This is a genomic window from Pseudomonas sp. CROZ-RG-20F-R04-15, assembly GCF_022662375.1.
Lineage (GTDB): Bacteria > Pseudomonadota > Gammaproteobacteria > Pseudomonadales > Pseudomonadaceae > Aquipseudomonas.
Map to the genome: position 1 here is coordinate 211,791 of NZ_JAKNQL010000006.1, position 17,640 is coordinate 229,430.

A 17,640-nucleotide genomic window follows, 5' to 3' on the forward strand; every position below is an offset into this window, starting at 1 on the left:
TATGGCTTGCACTGGATTACCGTCTATAGGTGTTGCTGTACTCGAAAAGGAGATTCTCATGAGTGCGAATATCCCTCTCTCCACGTTGGCCCCCACCTACCGCAAAGCCCTGAAAACCTGGCGACCGGTAATCCTGTATTTCGCCAACGAACATTGCCCCGCCTGCGAGTGGGCCGGGCCGATCTTTCGTCAGACGGCCGAGCCGTATCGGCATCGCGCCAATATTTACATGCTCAATTCCAGAGAAACAGCGCGCCATCCGCTGGTCACCGGAACACCCACCGTGCTGTTTTACAAGAACGGCAGACTGGTGAAAAAACTCAAAGGCATCGGCACCGAAGAAACCCTCGCACGGGATTTCGCCGAGCACGTCGGCAAGACCAAAGCGCCCATTGCGCCCCGCAAGCGAACGCATGATCTGTCTTGGTTGCGGCAGACACTTCGCACTTTGCGCACCGTTGCCCGTGCGCGTCTGCGGAGTCATTGCTGAACGGGTTGAAGGTTTCGAAACAGCGTGAACCAAAAAGTCTTAGAGAGGGATAGGACATGACGAATTTGATCAGAAATGGCGAGTTCTGCGACGCAGAATATTGGTCAGTCGCGCATCCAGAGCATGTGCAGTTTAACAAGGGTGACTGCAACATCACTTCACCCGGATACGTCAGTCAGGAGATCATTTTCCCATCTGCAGCCGAAGAGGAATATGTGCTGTCTGCCAGAATGAAGACTGAGCCAGGCTTCACGGCGTGCGTGACATTGACGCTACACCCATCTGGAAAGGTACTTGCGCTGCCGCTCGAAAACGCATCGAACTGGCAAGTGTTGACCGACTGGACCGAAGCGCCGCCCGGCACAACCGGAGCCACCGTAAAACTTGAGACGAAAGCAGAAACCGGGGTCGCTACTTCGCAATTTGGCAGTCTGGCGCTATTTAAACTGGAAAAGAAGCCATCGGGAAACATCCTGGGGCAAATCTTCGCGTGGTGGCGATCCTTGTTCGGTGCAAGGGGATAAACCCCGCGTCAACAGCCGCTCAGCTAGTTTTTTCTTGAACTGATCTCGTAGGCCAGCTCCCAGCTTCTCCCATTCTCTCCAGGCCTTATCAGAAAACTCCAGCTCATAGGTCATCTATCGAGACCTTGATGGTGGGGTCGTTTTCTCGCTCCTTGCAAAGCGCGATCAACTCCAGATCATCAAGCCGCGTCATCATGGCCTCTTAACACTTTTCATCAGTGAATACTGCGGTGCCCGAACCCAAGCATTCGCGAGCAGGCTCGCTCCCACATTTGAAACGCGTTCCAATGTGGGAGCGAGCTTGCTCGCGAAGAGGCCGGCACAGTCAGTAGAGAGCTCTAGGATTACGCTGGCGCGCGGACCAACAACACCCGGGTCACCCGCCGCTCTTCCACGGCTTTGACCGTCATCTGCCAGCCTTCAAGTTCCAGACGATCACCGATGACCGGCAAGCGGTCGAGCAGGCTCATCACCAACCCGGCCATGGTCTGATAGTCCTCGGTCGGCTCAGCACCAAACCCGGTGCGCTGGCGTACACGCGCCAGGTTCAGCGCACCGCTGACCATAAACCCGCCCTGCTCCTCGACCACGTCCGGGCCTTCGATTTCGCTGGCATCCGGCAGCTCACCGGCAATCGATTCGAGGATGTCGGTCATGGTCAACACACCGACAAAATCACCGAATTCGTTGACTACAAAGGCGATGTGCGTCGAGGCTGCGCGCATCTGTTCCAGTGCGTTGAGGATCGAATAACTGTCGAGCAGGTTGATGGTCTTGCGCGCCAAATGTTCCAGGTTCGGCTCGGTGCCGGCCAGGTATTCCTTGAGCAGTTCCTTCTTGTGCACGAAGCCCAACGGCTCATCCACCGCACCATTACGAATCAACGGCAGCCGCGAGTAGGACGAATGCATCAGGCGGGTCCGAATCGCCTCGCGGTCATCGGCCAGATCAATCGTGTCGACATCGGCACGCACGGTCATCAGCCCGCGAATCGGGCGCTCGGCCAGTTGCAGCACGCCGCTGATCATCACCCGTTCGCGACGGTCGAACAGCTCCGCGCTTGGCGCGTCACCGTCGTCGAGCAGGTCGGAAATCTCCTCGCCCACTTCTTCCGCCGCCAGTTTGCGCCCGCCCAGCAAACGCATGACTGCGTGCGCCGTGCGCTCACGGATCGGTCGCAAGCCTTGCATCGAGCGCTTGCGCCGGGCCCGGGCGATCTGGTTGAACACCTCGATCAGAATCGAGAAACCGATGGCGGCATACAGATAGCCTTTCGGAATGTGGAAGCCCAGACCTTCGGCCGTCAGGGCAAAACCGATCATCATCAGGAAGCCCAGACACAACATGATGACCGTCGGGTGCGCGTTGACGAAGCGCGTCAGCGGCTTGCTGGCGACGATCATCAAGCCAATCGAGATGATCACGGCGATCATCATCACCGCCAGTTCATCGACCATGCCCACGGCGGTGATCACCGCATCCAGCGAGAACACCGCGTCGAGTACCACGATCTGCGCAACGATCGGCCAGAACATCGCATAAGCGCTGTTGGTGGTGCGTTCGCCGACGTGGCCTTCAAGGCGTTCGTGCAATTCCATGGTCGCCTTGAACAACAGGAACACACCACCGAACAGCATGATCAGGTCACGGCCGGAGAAGCTCTTGTCGAATACCTCGAACAACGGCTGCGTGAGGGTCACCAGCCAGGAAATACTCGCCAACAGGCCCAGGCGCATGATCAGCGCCAGCGACAGACCGATAATCCGTGCACGGTCACGCTGATGCGGCGGCAGTTTGTCCGCAAGAATTGCGATGAACACCAGGTTGTCGATACCCAGCACCAGTTCCAGCACGATCAAAGTCAACAAGCCTAACCAGGCTGTGGGATCCGCTAACCATTCCATAAAACGTCTCTATCTCTCTCGGTTAATTCAGGCTGCCGGACACGGCAAAGTGCAACGCGAAGGCTCTGGGGCCTCGTTGGCAACAATAGTCGGATGTCGGAAAACCGGATGTTGCGAGTGCGTCAAGACCGCGCCGTGGCGCGAGGGGAAGCGGTAACTGGGAGGCTCCGAGAGGGTGTTCATGTAGATCCTGAATGAAAAATGGCCTTGGAGCGTACAGGCACTGGGAACATTTCCTACAGCGGCAAATCATTTCAAAATCTGTAATCCGCACCGAATACCTCTGTAGGTACGGTATCAGCGGCCGGCAAAACGCAACCGCGACAACTGCCGCAAATCCCCCTCGACGTAGTAATCACTGGTCCAACTGTCATCCACGGCCAACGGACTCACCTGTTTCAACGCCAGTTTCTTCGCGAAATAACGAAACCGGTAATGTTCATAGAACCGCAGCAATTCCAGGCCATAACGATCCGCCAGATCGCTGTCGCCACGAATGATCAGGTAGTTTTCATCATTGCCATTGCTGGCCGAAGCACTGAGGTTGTGGCTGCCGCTGATGATCGTCGGGGAGTCTGTGGTGAAGTCAGTGACCACCGCTTTGGTATGCACCAGCAGATTGCCTTTCTGGCCTTTCATGTTCTCGCGCAGCCAGCCTTCCAGCCCGGTATTGAGCAGCGCGGTGGCGGCGAATTCGGCGCTGCGGTCGGCGTGGAATCCGGTAATCCGGCTGGCGGTGTTCTGCAGGCCATAACGCAGAATGTCATCGTGGGGCTGGCCGAGCAAAGCATTGAGAATCGCGTCCGGCAGCGAAAACGCCGTAACGAACAGCACGTCCTTTTTTGCCGCGCTGATGATCCGCACGAATTCCTGCAGATCGGCCCCGCCGGTACGCGGTGAAAACCCCGCGAACAAAGGTTGCTGCGGATTCATCGGATTGTGTTCGGTGATCCAGTCACGGGTTGCGCCGACGTCGTCCGGGCGCGCCCAGATTTGCTCAAACGTTTGCCGATAGCTGGCGGCGATCGATTCATCGTCCAGCACATGCACCACGTTGGCCTGACGATAGACCCCGTTGGCGGTGAAGTTGGTACTGCCACACAGCACCGCTGCAGGCTGATGCTCGCCGCTGCCATCGACGCGACTCAGAACGATGAATTTGTTGTGAAAAATGTTATGGGTTACCCGTCCGCGTTTGCTCGCGAGCGGCAGCGCCGCCAGACTCGCCTCGTTGATCGTGGTGTCTTCGTCATCCGGCCGGGCGTGATACAGCACCCGCACTGTTACGCCCCGCGCGAACGCCGCGTTCACCGCATCGACAATCGCCTGCAATTGGTATTCATAGATGGCAATGTCCAGCGCCCATTGCTGATCGACGGCGCGCTCGATAAAACCCAGCAAGCGCCCGAGCAAGCCGTTTTCCAGCCACTGGCGGGCCGCATCGGGCCAGGCTTCGATCGGCATGTTTTTATTGGCGCTGATCTGCGCGTCGAGATCGGGAAACTTGCGCTGGAACGCCTGACTGGCGGCAACGGCGCGATTGAATATCACGCTTTGGTTGCTCGGGTGACCGTCATCGGAAGTGATCGTCAGCTCCAGCGACTCGCCCAACTGCACGGCATCGGCCGTGCCGTAGGCCAGGTGCACCCGATAGTGAAGGGTCATGCCCGGATTGACCGCGTAATCCGCCCAGCGAAATTTCTGCAATGGGGCGATATCGCTCGGGGTGGCGTGGAACTGGGGAAACGTGTGCGCCTTGCCAGGGAAGGTCAGGCTGTTGAACAGAAACAACCAGGGTTTGGCGCCTTGCTGCTTTTCGATGGCAAACCCCAGCAGGCCTTTGCGGCGGGGCTCGGCCAAGTCGATGGCCAGCAGCACGCCGTTGGTACCGGCGTAGGCTTTGACGCGGAAATCGTCCGCGAGATTTTTGACCAGTACGCGCATCGCTCACTCCTTGTGATTGGGCTGGGTGCAGCATAGAGCAGGGATGCGGAAGTGTTTAAATGAAAAACCGAGGTGATGCATTCGCGAGCAGGCTCGCTCCCACATTTGAACGCATTCCAGGGTGGGAGCGAGCCTGCTCGCGAAGACGGCCGATCAATCCCGGAAAATCCTAGAGAGAAATCAGCTCATCGATATGTCGATAGTCTGACCCCAGCGCCTCAGCCAGATCCCGCGCCCGGCCCAACCGAATCGGCCCGCGCTCGATATCGATCAACAAGCCCGGACACGCCAGCGCCGGCAGTCCCGACCATTGCTTCAAACGCCCATCGGTCACCACCAGCAACCGCTGCTGCTCGGCAGGAAAGCGCTTGCGCCGCACCGCCAGCCATTGCTCGGCCTGCACCAGTGCCGCCAGTAACGGCGTACCGCCACCGGCCCCCAAAGCCTCCAGCCAGGTACGCAAACCGCTGGACGCTTTCGACCCTTGGACCTGCCATTGCGGCGCCGAACCACTGGCGGTCAGCAATGCCAGCCGCGCGCGCTGGCGGTAAGCGTCATCGAACAGTTGTGCGAGCAGGCCTTTGGCATCGCTCAAAGCCTGATGACGCCGCGTCGAGGCCGACGCATCGACGATCACCAGCCACAACTCATGCGGCGAACGCGTACGCAGTTGAAACAGCAGATCTCCACGCACCCGAGGACGCCCGTTGAGCAGCGTGCCCGGCCAGTTCACCGTCCCGCCACGAGCGGCATGACGCTTGCCTTGGCGTCCGTTGTCCAGCCGTCCCGCGCGAGGTCTGGCATTCGCCCCCGCTGCGGATCGGGGGCGAATGCCTAAGGCTTTTTTGGCCAGCTCGGCACTTCTCGACGGGCGCCCGTGGCGAGCGCGGGCGCCGGCATGTCGCCCCACTGGCCCTGCCCTTCGCTCGACGAGGCCTGAGTTTCGGCCGGCGACTGGGCAGGTTGCTGCGGACTCGATGGCGCTTGCTCGCGACGCCGATGACGCAGGGCAAACTCGGCCACGGCGTCAATATCCTCTTCGCCAATTTCCTTAGCTCCGCGCCATGCCGCGTGGGCACGCGCCGCGCGCAACCAGACCAGGTCGGCACGCAGACCATCGACGCCGGCGGCGAAACAACGTTCGGTGATCTGTGCCAGTGCAGCGTCGTCCAGCGCAATACTGGCCAAGGCATCGCGGGCGTGTTCGCAACGTTCGCGCAACGCTTGTTGCTGTGTTTCCCACTGTGCGCAGAACGCTTGCGGATCGCAGTCGAAATCCAGACGTCGACGGATGATCTGCCCGCGGTCGGTCGGCACTGTGTGACCACTGAGGACGACGTTCAAGCCAAAGCGGTCAAGCAGTTGCGGGCGCAACTCGCCTTCTTCGGGGTTCATGGTGCCGATCAGCACGAACTTCGCCGAATGTCGATGGGAAATACCGTCGCGCTCGATCAGGTTGGTGCCGCTGGCGGCAACGTCGAGCAGCAGATCGACGAGGTGATCCGGCAGCAGATTGACTTCATCGACGTAGAGCACACCACCGTCAGCCTTGGCCAGCACCCCCGGCGAAAACTGCGCGCGGCCCTCGCTGAGGGCGGCGTCGAGGTCGAGAGTGCCGACCAGACGTTCTTCGGTGGCGCCCAGCGGCAAGGTGACGAATTGACCACTGGCGAGCAGATCGGCCAGGCCACGGGCCAGCGTGGATTTGGCCATGCCGCGCGGACCTTCGATCAGCACGCCGCCGATTTTCGGGTCGATGGCGGTGAGGCACAGGGCGAGTTTCATGTCATCGGCGCCGACCACGGCGGAGAGCGGGAAATGCGGGGTGTCGGTCATTTGGGTTTTCTCTGTCGTGGTCTTTGGTGTGCTTGAGTGTTGTGGGGTGTCAGTTGGGTGGCCCTCACCCTAGCCCTCTCCCAAAGGGAAAGGGAACTGACCGAGTTGTTCTGGCGAGTTACGCCGACCTGAATTATCGAGTTGAACTCCGGCGTAAAAACCAACGAAAACCGGCCCCCTCTCCCTCCGGGAGAGGGCTGGGATGAGGGTAGCTTTTGACTGGCTAAACATCTTCCTCTATATCCAGCAACAGATTCTCCAGCGCCTCTTTATAAGCCCCCGGTTCCTGCCACATCCCCCGCTGCTGCGCCTCCAGCATGCGCTCGGTCATATCCCGCAGCGCATGCGGATTGTGCTCACGGACAAAATCCCGCGTCGCCGGATCGAGCAAATAGGCATCCGCCAACAACGCGTACTGGTGGTCGTCGATCAACTGCGTAGTGGCGTCAAACGCAAACAGGTTATCAACCGTCGCCGCCAGTTCGAATGCGCCTTTATAGCCATGGCGCTTGACCCCGTCGATCCATTTCGGATTGGCCGCTCGCGAGCGAATCACCCGATTCAGCTCTTCTTTAAGGGTACGAATCTTCGGCAGATCCGGTTGACTATGATCGCCGTGATAACTGGCCGCCGCTTCGCCACGCAGGGTTTCCACAGCCGCCAGCATGCCGCCCTGGAATTGGTAATAGTCGTTGGAATCGAGCAGGTCGTGCTCGCGATTGTCCTGATTCTGCAGCACCGCTTGCACCTGACTCAGGCGCTGGACGAATTGTTCACGGGCGGCCGTGCCTTCGTCGGAACCGCCATAGGCGTAAGCGCCCCAGTTCAGGTAAACCTCGGCCAGATCCTCGCGGCTCTGCCACAAGCGACCGTCGATGGCGCCTTGCACGCCTGCGCCGTAGGCACCGGGTTTGGCGCCGAAGATCCGCCAGCCGGCCTGACGCCGCGCCGTTTCTTCATCAAGACCCGATTGCAGCAGCGACTCGCGCTCGGCGCGCACTTTTGCCGCCAGCGGATTGAGATCGTCCGGCTCGTCCAGCGCGGCCACTGCTTGCACGGCTGCGTCGAACAGGCGGATCAGGTTGGCGAAGGCATCGCGGAAAAATCCGGAGACGCGCAACGTGACATCGACGCGCGGACGATCGAGCAGGCTCAACGGCAGAATCTCGAAATCGTCGACGCGTTGACTGCCAGTGGCCCACACCGGACGCACGCCCATCAGCGCCATGGCCTGGGCGATGTCGTCGCCGCCGGTGCGCATGGTGGCGGTGCCCCACACGGATAATCCGAGTTGGCGCAGGTGATCACCGTGGTCCTGGAGATGACGTTCGAGAATCAACGTTGCTGACTGGAAACCGATGCGCCACGCGGTGGTGGTCGGCAGGTTGCGCACGTCGACCGAGTAGAAGTTGCGGCCGGTCGGCAGCACGTCGAGTCGACCACGGCTGGGTGCGCCGCTGGGGCCGGCGGGGACGAAGCGGCCGCTGAGGGCGTCGAGCAGGCCGCGCATTTCGGCGCGGCCGCAGGCATCCAGGCGTGGGGCGACGACTTCGCGCAGATTGTCGATGATTGCACTGACTTCAGCCCACGCAGGCCCCTGTGGGAGCGAGCCTGCTCGCGAAAGCGGTGGGTCAGGTAAATTTATAGCGATTGACACGACGCCTTCGCGAGCAGGCTCGCTCCCACAGGGGATTTGCAGGGATTCGGAAATCAATTGCGTAGCAAACAGTTCGAGGCGTTCGCGGGTGTCGCCGGCGGTGCGCCAGGACTCGTCGCTTTGCGATTGCAGTACTGCGGGACGCGGGCCTGTCCATGGCTCGGCCAACGCACAATCGAGTGGATCGAAACCCAGTTCGAACGCTTTGGCGAGTGCTCGCAATAGACTCGATTGCGCGCCTTTGCCGTCACCTCGTGGGATACGCAGAAGCGCCAACAACGTATCAATGCGCAGTCGCCCGCTCGGTGACTCGCCAAAAATGTGCAAGCCATCGCGAATCTGCGATTCCTTCAGATCACACAAATAGGTATCGAGACGTGGCAGCCAGATCGCCGCATCGGCGTCGCTGTCCAGTCCGGCATCGAGTTGCAGTTCACGGTCGATCTGCGTCTCACGCACCAGTTGCAGAATGTCGCGCTGCAACTCGCGGGCGCGGCGCGGATCGAGCAGTTGCGCTTCGTAATACTCGTCGGCCAACAGTTCCAGGTTGCGCAACGGGCCATAGGTTTCGGCGCGGGTCAGCGGCGGCATCAAGTGGTCGATGATCACCGCTTGCGTGCGACGTTTGGCCTGAGCGCCCTCGCCCGGGTCGTTGACGATAAACGGATAGATGTTCGGCAGCGGCCCGAGCAACGCATCCGGCCAGCAGTTCTCCGAGAGCCCGACGCCTTTGCCCGGCAGCCATTCAAGGTTGCCGTGCTTGCCGACGTGAATCACGCCGTGGGCGCCGTAGGTATTGCGCAGCCAGAAATAGAACGCGAGATACGCGTGCGGCGGCACCAGATCCGGGTCGTGATAGACCGCACTCGGGTCAACCTGATAACCACGCGCCGGTTGAATGCCGACGAAGGTCAGGCCGAAGCGAATGCCGGCGATCATCATGCGCCCGTCGCGGCACATCGGATCGTTTTGCGGTGATCCCCAACGCTCTGACACAGCGGCGCGATTGGCTTCGGGCAGCGCGTTGAACATCGTCAGGTAAGCGTCCATCGCCAGACTTTGCTGGCACGGGCGCAGGTCAATCGTGTCGAGATCGTTGCTGACACCACCGAGCAATTGCTGGATCAACTCGGTGCCGCTGTTCGGCAACTCGGCGGTGACCGGATAACCCTCAACCTGCAACGCCCGCAGGATATTCAGCGCCGCTGCCGGCGTGTCGAGGCCGACGCCGTTGCCGATGCGTCCGTCGCGGGTCGGGTAGTTGGCGAGAATCAGCGCGATGCGCTTTTCGCCATTCGGCACCCGCGCCAGATCGATCCAGCGCCGCGCCAGTTCAGCGACAAAATCCATGCGCTCGGGTTGTGCGCGGTAGCAGACCACATCGGACTGGCTACGCTCACTGCGCCACGCCAGATCCTTGAAACTGATCGGCCGGCTGATGATGCGCCCGTCGAGTTCCGGCAAGGCAATGTGCATCGCCAGATCACGCGGGCCAAGGCCCTGCTCGCTGGCGCGCCAGCCGGGCTCGTTGTCCTGCGCGCAGATCGCCTGAATCACCGGAATGTTGCGGCGAAACGGCCGCAAGTGCGGGGCCTCAGGGCTGGATTGGGCGAACCCGGTGGTGTTGAGAATCACCCCTGCCTCGACTTCGTCCAGCCAATCCTCGACCACCGTCAGGCAGCCGGGTTCTTTCAGACTGGCCACCGCGATGGGCAACGGGTTAAGCCCCGCCGCCTGCAAGCGCTGGCAGAACACATCGATAAACGCGGTGTTCGCCGCTTGCAGGTGCGAGCGGTAAAACAGCACCGCCGCCACCGGGTTTTCCGGCAGCCATTCGGCTTGCCAGTCGCCCAGTGCGGCGGTGGTTTTGTTCGGGTGGTAAATCGCCGTGCGCGGCAGGGTTTGCGGTTCTTCCCAGGCGTAATCGCGGGCGAGCCAACGATCAGCCAGGCAGCGGAAAAAATCCAGCGCATTACCCAGTCCGCCCTGGCGCAAGAACTGCCAGAGGCGGTCGCGATCTTGGGCATTGACGGTGCTCAAGTCGCTGAGCTCCGGATCGGGACGGTCATCGCCCGGCACCAGAATCACCTGAACACCGCGCTCGGCCAACTCGACCAAGCGCTCCACGCCATAGCGCCAATAGGCGATGCCGCCGTGCAGCGAAATCAGGATCACCTTGGCGTGGCGCAGCACTTCATCGACGTACAGATCGACCGAGGCGTGATTCTGCACCTGCATCGGATTGGCCAGACGCAGGCTCGGATAATCCTCGGGCAACTGCTGCGCGGCTTCAGCGAGCAGCGCCAGGCTGGAGTCGCCGCTGCACAGGATCACCAGCTCGGCAGGGGTTTGGCCAAGGTCGGCAATGTTGTCATCCGAGACGAATCCGCCGGGCTGAGTCCTGAGCAGGTGCATGATTTAAACGCTGAGCGCGGCGCGCAGTTGCGCTTCGAGTTGCGCGGCGTCGAGTTGCTGGCCGATCAATACCAGACGGGTCACGCGCGCTTCTTCGGCGCCCCACTGACGGTCGAAGTGCTTGTCAAAACGCGTGCCCACACCCTGGATCAGCAGGCGCATTGGCTTGTTCGGAATCGCCGCAAAGCCCTTCACACGCAGGATGCCGTGCTTGACCACCAGTTGCGTCAGCGCGTCGAGCAGCAGGCTTTCGTCGGCTTGCGGCAGTTCGATCGAGATCGAATCGAAGGCGTCGTGATCGTGATCGTCGTGGTCGTCATCGCCTTCACCGTGATGATGGTCGTGATGGCTGTGGCGGCTGTCGATGTGTTCTTCGGAGCCGGCGCCGAGGCCGATCAGCACGTCGAGCGGCAGACGACCGTTGCTGGCTTCGATGATTTTTACCGCTGGCGGCAGTTCTTCGGCGACTTCGGCGCGCACGCGAGCGAGGTCTTCCGGGCTGGTCTGGTCAGCCTTGTTGAGGATGACGAGGTCGGCGCTGGCCAGTTGGTCGGCGAACAACTCGTGCAGTGGCGATTCGTGGTCGAGGTTCGGATCGAGTTTGCGCTGGGCATCGACCTGATCCGGGAATGCGGCGAAGGTGCCGGCAGCCACGGCCGGGCTGTCGACCACGGTGATTACCGCGTCAACGGTGCAGGCGCTGCGGATTTCCGGCCACTGGAAGGCTTGCACCAAAGGTTTTGGCAGGGCCAGACCGGAAGTTTCGATGAGGATGTGGTCGAGATCGCCGCGACGCGCGACCAGTTCGCGCATCACCGGGAAGAACTCTTCCTGAACGGTGCAGCACAGGCAGCCGTTGGCCAGTTCGTAAACGCGACCGGTGGCTTCTTCTTCGGTGCAGCCGATGGTGCATTGCTTGAGGATTTCACCGTCGATGCCCAACTCGCCAAACTCGTTGACGATCACCGCGATACGACGGCCCTGGGCGTTGTCGAGCATGTGCCGCAGCAATGTGGTTTTGCCCGAGCCGAGGAAGCCGGTGACGATGGTGACGGGGAGTTTGGCCAGTGTTTTCATCGGTATGCCCTTTGGCAAGCGGCGGGCATACGGGACGAGAACCGGCCACGCGCGTGCGCGCCGGAAGCGTTCGCCACCGGATCACCCCGCCCGGTTGTAGTGAGAATCTGTGTCGAGGCAGGTCTCCTGGCTGACGGTGTTCAGGCGTTGGGCCTGGCGTTTGCTGCGCCTTCCCGCTGGCTCATCGATTGAGCTGGCAGTGGCGTGGCAGCGAACAGCACCGTTCACAGTTGCGGGGGCAGCCGCGGCATTGACCGCGTTCCCTTCTTAGCTTCGGCGTGGGCCGAAGAACCTCGAAAGTGCAAGGCTACGCATGGCTTGCTTATGGGTCAATGTTTGGGTTTTTTTGGATTGGGGGCATATCCGTTGCTTCGGGCGCTGCCGCTGGCGGTTTCGCTCTTACAGCGAGTCACCTTTTCCAAACGCCGAAAAGGTAACCCAAAAGGCTTTGCCCCGGCGTACGGCACTTCGCTGAGGCTCAGTGTTCCCTCGCTACGGTGTCGATCCGGGGACATCGCCTCCGGTTTGCTTCGCTGCACCTCCTCTCGATGTGTACGGCTTCGCCGCACGGCGCTGCGCGCCTGATCCCCGGATGAACACCTACGCTCGGCCTGCCGATGGGGCTAAAGATCAAAAGCCAGATCAAGATCAAGAGCCCCTCACCCTAGCCCTCCCGAAATGTCGGACCGCCCGTAGGGAGATGGGACTGATCGAGGTGTTTGGGCGAGGTACGCCGACTTGAAATACCGAGTCGAACTCAGATTCTGAAACAGATCAAAAGCCGCTCACCCTAGCCCTCCCGAAACGTCGGACCGCCCGTAGGGAGATGGGACTGATCGAGGTGTTTGGGCGAGGTACGCCGACGTGCGATACCACGTTGAACTCAGGTCGTGAAAAGCCCACAAATCGGCGCCCTCTCCCTCGGGAGAGGGCTGGGGTGAGGGGCGAGAACACCACAAAAACCAAAGCCAAGCGCGCCGTGCTCTTCACCACTCAATAGGCCGAGTGTCAGCTCGCCTGCTTTTGATCTTGATCCACGGGCGACATCGGAAGGCTGAGTGGAGGGATTGATCCGGGGGTGGGAGCGCAGCGACCGTTTGGCGCAGCCAAACACAGCGAGAGGAGGTGCAGCGAAGCAAACCGTAGGCGCTGCGCCCGGATCGATCCCGCAGCGAAGGAACCCCGAGCCCCAGCGAGCGGGCCGCACGCAGGAGTAAGCCTTTTTGGTTACTTTTTCGGCGTCTGGAAAAAGTGACCCGCCGTAAGGGCGGAACCCTGATCAGCAACACCCGCAGCAACGGATCCACCCCAAAAAATTGACCAAAACCCCACCCCCATGCTCTCCTACACACCTTGTTACGGGTGCCCTTCACAGGGTGAAACGGGAAACCGGTGAATCATGTGCTTTACTCAAGCCCATGTCAGTCCGGTGCTGCCCCCGCAACGGTAAGCGAGCGAAGCGTCAAAACCACTGTGTCAGCAAGGCATGGGAAGGAGACGCTTGCAGGTCGGCCTGACGCCAACCCCTCGTGAGCCCGGAGACCGGCCCTTAACACACAGCCCGCACCTCGTGCGCAGCTGAACATAACAAACCCGCGGTGGGCGGGCGCTGTTCGAACCTCTGCGAGCCCGACCCGCAGGGGTTTTCATGCGCTCGATTCACCCACTGACACTCCAGAGGGAAGCGCCATGTCGATCATCAGCAGCACCGGCAGCAACACGGACAAAATCGCCAGCACCACCACCCTGAGCCAACGCCTGACCGCCGCGATCTTCGCGTCGATTCTCGGCGCCAGCCTGGTCTACTTCGCTGGTTTCTCGCACATCGAAGCGGTGCACAACGCCGCCCACGATACCCACCACAGCGCCGCGTTCCCGTGCCACTGAGACCTGCCGACATGATCAAGCGTATTGCGCAAACCGCAGGTTTCACCGGTCTGCTGGCCGCCCTGCTCCTCACCCTGCTGCAAAGCTTTTGGGTCTCGCCGCTGATTCTGCAGGCCGAAACCTTTGAAAAAGCCGAACCGGTTGCCGTGCATGAACATGCCGAAGGTGCCATGGCCGGCCACACCCACGATGCCGAAGCCTGGGAGCCGGAAGATGGCTGGCAGCGCGTGGTCTCGACCACTGGCGGCAATCTGGTGGTTGCGGTGGGTTTCGCCCTGATGCTCGCGGGCCTGTACACCCTGCGCGCGCCGACCAAAACCTCGCAAGGCCTGCTCTGGGGGCTGGCCGGTTACGCAACATTCGTGCTGGCACCCACTCTGGGCCTGCCGCCGGAACTGCCGGGGACTGCCGCCGCCGATCTGGCCTCGCGACAGATGTGGTGGATCGGTACAGCCGCGTCGACCGCAGTCGGTCTGTCATTGATCGCGTTCAGCCGTCATTGGCTGATGAAAGTCCTCGGCGTCGCAATCCTCGCCGTGCCGCACGTGATCGGCGCACCGCAGCCGCAAGTGCATTCAATGCTCGCTCCCGAGGCATTGGAAGCTCAGTTCAAAATCGCTTCGCAGCTGACCAACGTAGTGTTCTGGCTGGCCCTGGGCCTGATCAGCGCCTGGTTGTTCCGCCGCAAAAGCGCTGGTCAATACCACGCATGACCAATGACCGACCAGCGCCGACCTTCGTGGTCGGCCTGGGCTGCCAGCGCGGCTGCCCGGCCAGCACGCTGCGCGCGTTACTTGATCAAGCGTTACAGGCGCATCGAATTGAGCTGCAAACGGTCAAGGCCTTGGCCAGCATCGACCTGAAGCGCGATGAGCCCGGCTTACAGGAACTCGCCGCGCAACTGGCGCTGCCGCTGCTGTATTTCAGCAGCGAAGAATTGGCCAGTTATCAGGAGCGACTCAGCCACCGTTCCGAGATCGCCTACGAACGCACCGGTTGCTATGGCGTCGCCGAAAGTGCCGCGCTGGCCCTTGCCGAACAGCTGATTCAGGCACCGGCAAAACTGCTGATTTCCCGACAAAAATACGCTCAGGCCACCTTCGCATTGGCCGGCGCTGCATAAATTCCCGATAATCCCCGCCATTGATCATGAGCAATCTTCATCTGAAGCGATTGCCCTGCCCCTTTTCACAGGATTCAACCATGACCGTCTACTTCATCGGCGCCGGCCCCGGCGACCCGGAACTGATCACTGTCAAAGGCCAACGGCTGATTCGCAGTTGCCCGGTGATCATTTATGCAGGCTCGCTGGTACCGGCGGCGGTGCTGGACGGTCATCAGGCAAAAACCGTTGTGAACAGCGCTGAACTGCATCTGGAACAGATCATCGAACTGATCAAAACCGCGCATGCCAACGGCGAAGATGTGGCGCGGGTACATTCCGGTGATCCGAGCCTGTATGGCGCGATTGGTGAACAGATTCGCTATCTGCGCGAGCTGAATATTCCGTTCGAGATCATTCCCGGTGTGACGGCGACGGCAGCGTGTGCGGCTTTGCTTGGCGCGGAACTGACCCTCCCGGACGTCTCGCAAAGCGTGATTCTGACGCGGTATGCCGATAAAACCGCGATGCCGGCAGGCGAAGAACTCGGCAGTCTGGCGCAGCATGGCGCGACGATGGCGATTCATCTGGGGGTCAACCATCTGGAAAAGATTCTGGCGGAGCTGCTGCCGCATTACGGCGCGGATTGCCCGATTGCGGTGATTCACCGGGCGACGTGGCCGGATCAGGATTGGGTGGTGGGGACGCTGGCGGATATTGCCGGGAAGGTTGCGGCGAAAGGGTTTCGGCGTACGGCGTTGATTCTGGTTGGGCGCGTGTTGGGCAGTGAGGTGTTCAGCGAGTCATCGTTGTATCGCGCCGGGCATGCACATCTCTATCGCCCATAACGCCCCCTTCGCGAGCAGGCTCGCTCCCACCTTTGGAATGCGATCAAATGTGGGAGCGAGCCTGCTCGCGAAGGCGTCAGTACATTTCATCCATAAAAAAACGGCGCTCACGGGGCGCCGTTTTTCATGTCCGCAGTGAACACCTTACTCAGTAGTAGGCGTTTTCTTTCTGCGTGTGGTCGGTCACGTCGCGAACGCCTTTCAGCTCCGGGATGCGCTCGAGCAAAGTGCGCTCGATGCCTTCCTTCAAGGTCACGTCCGCCTGGCCGCAGCCCTGGCAACCGCCACCGAACTGCAGAACGGCGATGCCGTCTTCAACCACATCGATCAGGCTGACCTGACCGCCGTGGCTGGCCAGCCCCGGGTTGATTTCGGTTTGCAGGTAGTAGTTGATGCGCTCGTTGACCGGGCTGTCGGCGTTGACCATCGGTACTTTGGCGTTTGGCGCCTTGATGGTCAGCTGGCCGCCCATGCGGTCGGTGGCGTAGTCGACAACAGCGTCGTCAAGAAACGCTTCGCTGAAGTGATCGATGTAAGCGGTGAAGCTTTTCAGCCCCAGCGCGGTGTCTTCGGGTTTTTCTTCGCCCGGCTTGCAGTAGGCAATGCAGGTTTCGGCGTACTGGGTGCCAGGCTGGGTGATAAAGACGCGGATGCCGATGCCCGGGGTGTTCTGCTTGGAGAGCAGATCAGCCAGGTAATCGTGGGCGGCGTCGGTAATGGTAATAGCGGTCATGGAAACTCCTCGCAGGCTTGGGCGCAGTTTACGCCAATCATTGCGCCGGACAAAGTCCTAGTATTTTTGTCGGGAAAGATTCTCGTCGGGCTTCTCGTCGACCTGCGACTTGAGCCAATGGTAACTGCGCTTTTCCACCCATTCGTAGCTCAACCACGAGCCGATGCCGATCGTCAGCGCACACACGGCGAACATCAAATACGGGTTGATCGCGTAGCGCTGCGCGACAAATCCACCCGCCGACAGCACCAGAACGTGCATCAGATACACCGAATACGAGCAATCGCCGAGCAGTTTGAGCACCCGGCTGCGCTCGACATAACGCTCAAGTGAGATACACGCCATCACCAGCACTGCGCTCGGCACGCCCCAGTTCAGCAGCCGTGGCGCCGGTGCCAAGTGGTAGATCGTCAACAATGCCGCGCCGATCGCCAGCAGCGGCAACCACAGGCCGGCGCCGATCCAGCCCCGGCGATAAAGCATGCCGATGCCAATCCCCAGCAGAAACTCGTAGACGATGTCCGAGCGATAGAACTGACTGATCCAGCCAAACCCGGTGCAGGTCTGACACACGGCAAACAACAGCGCCGCGACCACCAGCAAGCGCACCTGCAAGCGAAACAACAGCGCCCAGGCAAACAGCAGATAGAAGAGCATTTCGTAATTCAGCGTCCAGCCGACATTCAGCGTCGGGTAGATACCGTAGCCGCCGGGGTTCTCAGTCGGAATGAACAGCAACGACAGCAGCAGATGGCTCCAGTCCACAGACTGATCCGGCAGCAACGGCTGGGCAAACACCACCAGCAGCGCCATCAACAGCGTGTACAACCAATACGCCGGGACGATGCGAAACAGCCGGTACAACAGAAAACGCGCGGGCGGCAGCGGTTTGTTTTCGGTCGAGAGGAAAATCACCAGACCGCTGATGACGAAGAAGATATCGACGCCCACTGCACCCTTGTCGATGAACAGCTGGCCAATCGGCCCGCGTGCTTTGAAGTCAAAGAAAATCTGCATGAAGTGGTGGCAGACCACCGTCCACGCGGCCAGCGCACGCAGGGCTTGCACTGAAATCAACATCTGCCGCTCCCGATCACAATTGCAAAAACACCACTTCACCCTGTGGGAGCGAGCCTGCTCGCGAAAGCGACGGCACATTCAATGTATTCGGTGCCTGACACTGCGCCTTCGCGAGCAGGCTCGCTCCCACAGGGGATTTGTGT

At 60.7% G+C, this 17,640-nt stretch carries 14 protein-coding genes, 2 pseudogenes and 2 riboswitches; of the genes and pseudogenes, 6 read left to right on the forward strand and 10 right to left on the reverse strand.

The window, feature by feature from the left end; all coding sequences use genetic code 11:
* Positions 1 to 58: 58 nt before the first annotated feature.
* Positions 59 to 490 (forward strand): thioredoxin family protein, encoded by a 432-nt coding sequence (locus L8H52_RS11990; protein ID WP_242207207.1) that lies wholly within the window; start codon positions 59 to 61, stop codon positions 488 to 490.
* A 56-nt stretch (positions 491 to 546) separates the two neighbouring features.
* A complete protein-coding gene (locus L8H52_RS11995; RefSeq protein ID WP_242207208.1) occupies positions 547 to 1,014 on the forward strand; it encodes a hypothetical protein in 468 nt (155 codons plus the stop codon).
* Between the two features lie 12 nt (positions 1,015 to 1,026).
* Here the strand turns inward: L8H52_RS11995 and L8H52_RS12000 are convergent.
* The 8 genes and pseudogenes from L8H52_RS12000 to cobW form a co-directional block, all read right to left on the reverse strand.
* Positions 1,027 to 1,128: pseudogene (locus L8H52_RS12000) on the reverse strand (type II toxin-antitoxin system mRNA interferase toxin, RelE/StbE family); the annotation flags it as partial.
* Positions 1,118 to 1,216, reverse strand: a pseudogene (locus L8H52_RS30520) (plasmid stabilization protein); the annotation flags it as partial. The pseudogenes L8H52_RS12000 and L8H52_RS30520, both read right to left, overlap by 11 nt.
* Positions 1,217 to 1,358: 142 nt before the next feature.
* Complete coding sequence (locus tag L8H52_RS12005; RefSeq protein WP_242207209.1) at positions 1,359 to 2,918, reverse strand: TerC family protein; 1,560 nt, start codon at positions 2,916 to 2,918, stop codon at positions 1,359 to 1,361.
* A gap of 297 nt (positions 2,919 to 3,215) precedes the next feature.
* A complete protein-coding gene (locus L8H52_RS12010) occupies positions 3,216 to 4,862 on the reverse strand; it encodes a phospholipase D-like domain-containing protein (protein WP_242207210.1) in 1,647 nt (548 codons plus the stop codon).
* Between the two features lie 169 nt (positions 4,863 to 5,031).
* Entirely contained in the window at positions 5,032 to 5,715 is a 684-nt protein-coding gene (locus tag L8H52_RS12015; RefSeq protein WP_242207283.1) for a VWA domain-containing protein, read from the reverse strand.
* Positions 5,697 to 6,698, reverse strand: a complete 1,002-nt coding sequence (locus L8H52_RS12020) for an ATP-binding protein (protein ID WP_242207211.1) — start codon at positions 6,696 to 6,698, stop codon at positions 5,697 to 5,699. The genes L8H52_RS12015 and L8H52_RS12020 overlap by 19 nt, the downstream gene beginning before the upstream one ends.
* 223 nt (positions 6,699 to 6,921) lie before the next feature.
* Positions 6,922 to 10,770, reverse strand: a complete 3,849-nt coding sequence (gene cobN / locus L8H52_RS12025; protein WP_242207212.1) for a cobaltochelatase subunit CobN — start codon at positions 10,768 to 10,770, stop codon at positions 6,922 to 6,924.
* A 3-nt stretch (positions 10,771 to 10,773) separates the two neighbouring features.
* Entirely contained in the window at positions 10,774 to 11,847 is a 1,074-nt protein-coding gene (gene cobW, locus L8H52_RS12030) for a cobalamin biosynthesis protein CobW (protein WP_150709133.1), read from the reverse strand.
* Between the two features lie 98 nt (positions 11,848 to 11,945).
* Positions 11,946 to 12,158, reverse strand: a riboswitch (cobalamin riboswitch).
* A gap of 1,032 nt (positions 12,159 to 13,190) precedes the next feature.
* A riboswitch (cobalamin riboswitch) is annotated at positions 13,191 to 13,413 on the forward strand.
* Positions 13,414 to 13,536: 123 nt separating this feature from the next.
* On the opposite strand from cobW, the gene L8H52_RS12035 reads away from it, so the two are divergent.
* The 4 genes from L8H52_RS12035 (at position 13,537) to cobM (ending at position 15,684) form a co-directional block, all read left to right on the forward strand.
* On the forward strand, positions 13,537 to 13,734 hold the full coding sequence (locus L8H52_RS12035; RefSeq protein ID WP_242207213.1) for a CbtB domain-containing protein: 198 nt from the start codon (positions 13,537 to 13,539) through the stop codon (positions 13,732 to 13,734).
* Between the two features lie 11 nt (positions 13,735 to 13,745).
* On the forward strand, positions 13,746 to 14,447 hold the full coding sequence (locus L8H52_RS12040; protein WP_242207214.1) for a CbtA family protein: 702 nt from the start codon (positions 13,746 to 13,748) through the stop codon (positions 14,445 to 14,447).
* The gene (locus L8H52_RS12045; protein WP_242207215.1) at positions 14,444 to 14,857 is read left to right on the forward strand and encodes a cobalamin biosynthesis protein; all 414 of its coding nucleotides are present in this window, start codon (positions 14,444 to 14,446) and stop codon (positions 14,855 to 14,857) included. The genes L8H52_RS12040 and L8H52_RS12045 overlap by 4 nt, the downstream gene beginning before the upstream one ends.
* Positions 14,858 to 14,937: 80 nt before the next feature.
* Positions 14,938 to 15,684 carry a precorrin-4 C(11)-methyltransferase gene (cobM, locus tag L8H52_RS12050; protein WP_242207216.1) on the forward strand — a complete coding sequence of 249 codons (747 nt, stop codon included), beginning with the start codon at positions 14,938 to 14,940 and terminating at the stop codon, positions 15,682 to 15,684.
* A gap of 148 nt (positions 15,685 to 15,832) precedes the next feature.
* Here the strand turns inward: cobM and nfuA are convergent, their stop codons facing one another.
* Complete coding sequence (gene nfuA, locus L8H52_RS12055) at positions 15,833 to 16,417, reverse strand: Fe-S biogenesis protein NfuA (protein WP_007912592.1); 585 nt, start codon at positions 16,415 to 16,417, stop codon at positions 15,833 to 15,835.
* 57 nt (positions 16,418 to 16,474) lie between these two features.
* The gene (locus tag L8H52_RS12060) at positions 16,475 to 17,497 is read right to left on the reverse strand and encodes an acyltransferase (RefSeq protein ID WP_242207217.1); all 1,023 of its coding nucleotides are present in this window, start codon (positions 17,495 to 17,497) and stop codon (positions 16,475 to 16,477) included.
* Positions 17,498 to 17,640 lie beyond the last annotated feature (143 nt).

Bases quoted from the DNA above. Each gene is read 5' to 3' on its own strand.
- L8H52_RS11990 (WP_242207207.1), top strand. From the start codon at position 59: ATGAGTGCGAATATCCCTCTCTCCACGTTGGCCCCCACCTACCGCAAA.
- L8H52_RS11995 (WP_242207208.1), top strand. From the start codon at position 547: ATGACGAATTTGATCAGAAATGGCGAGTTCTGCGACGCAGAATATTGG.
- L8H52_RS12005 (WP_242207209.1), bottom strand. From the start codon at position 2,918: ATGGAATGGTTAGCGGATCCCACAGCCTGGTTAGGCTTGTTGACTTTG.
- L8H52_RS12010 (WP_242207210.1), bottom strand. From the start codon at position 4,862: ATGCGCGTACTGGTCAAAAATCTCGCGGACGATTTCCGCGTCAAAGCC.
- L8H52_RS12020 (WP_242207211.1), bottom strand. From the start codon at position 6,698: ATGACCGACACCCCGCATTTCCCGCTCTCCGCCGTGGTCGGCGCCGAT.
- cobN (WP_242207212.1), bottom strand. From the start codon at position 10,770: ATGCACCTGCTCAGGACTCAGCCCGGCGGATTCGTCTCGGATGACAAC.
- cobW (WP_150709133.1), bottom strand. From the start codon at position 11,847: ATGAAAACACTGGCCAAACTCCCCGTCACCATCGTCACCGGCTTCCTC.
- L8H52_RS12035 (WP_242207213.1), top strand. From the start codon at position 13,537: ATGTCGATCATCAGCAGCACCGGCAGCAACACGGACAAAATCGCCAGC.
- L8H52_RS12040 (WP_242207214.1), top strand. From the start codon at position 13,746: ATGATCAAGCGTATTGCGCAAACCGCAGGTTTCACCGGTCTGCTGGCC.
- L8H52_RS12045 (WP_242207215.1), top strand. From the start codon at position 14,444: ATGACCAATGACCGACCAGCGCCGACCTTCGTGGTCGGCCTGGGCTGC.
- cobM (WP_242207216.1), top strand. From the start codon at position 14,938: ATGACCGTCTACTTCATCGGCGCCGGCCCCGGCGACCCGGAACTGATC.
- nfuA (WP_007912592.1), bottom strand. From the start codon at position 16,417: ATGACCGCTATTACCATTACCGACGCCGCCCACGATTACCTGGCTGAT.
- L8H52_RS12060 (WP_242207217.1), bottom strand. From the start codon at position 17,497: ATGTTGATTTCAGTGCAAGCCCTGCGTGCGCTGGCCGCGTGGACGGTG.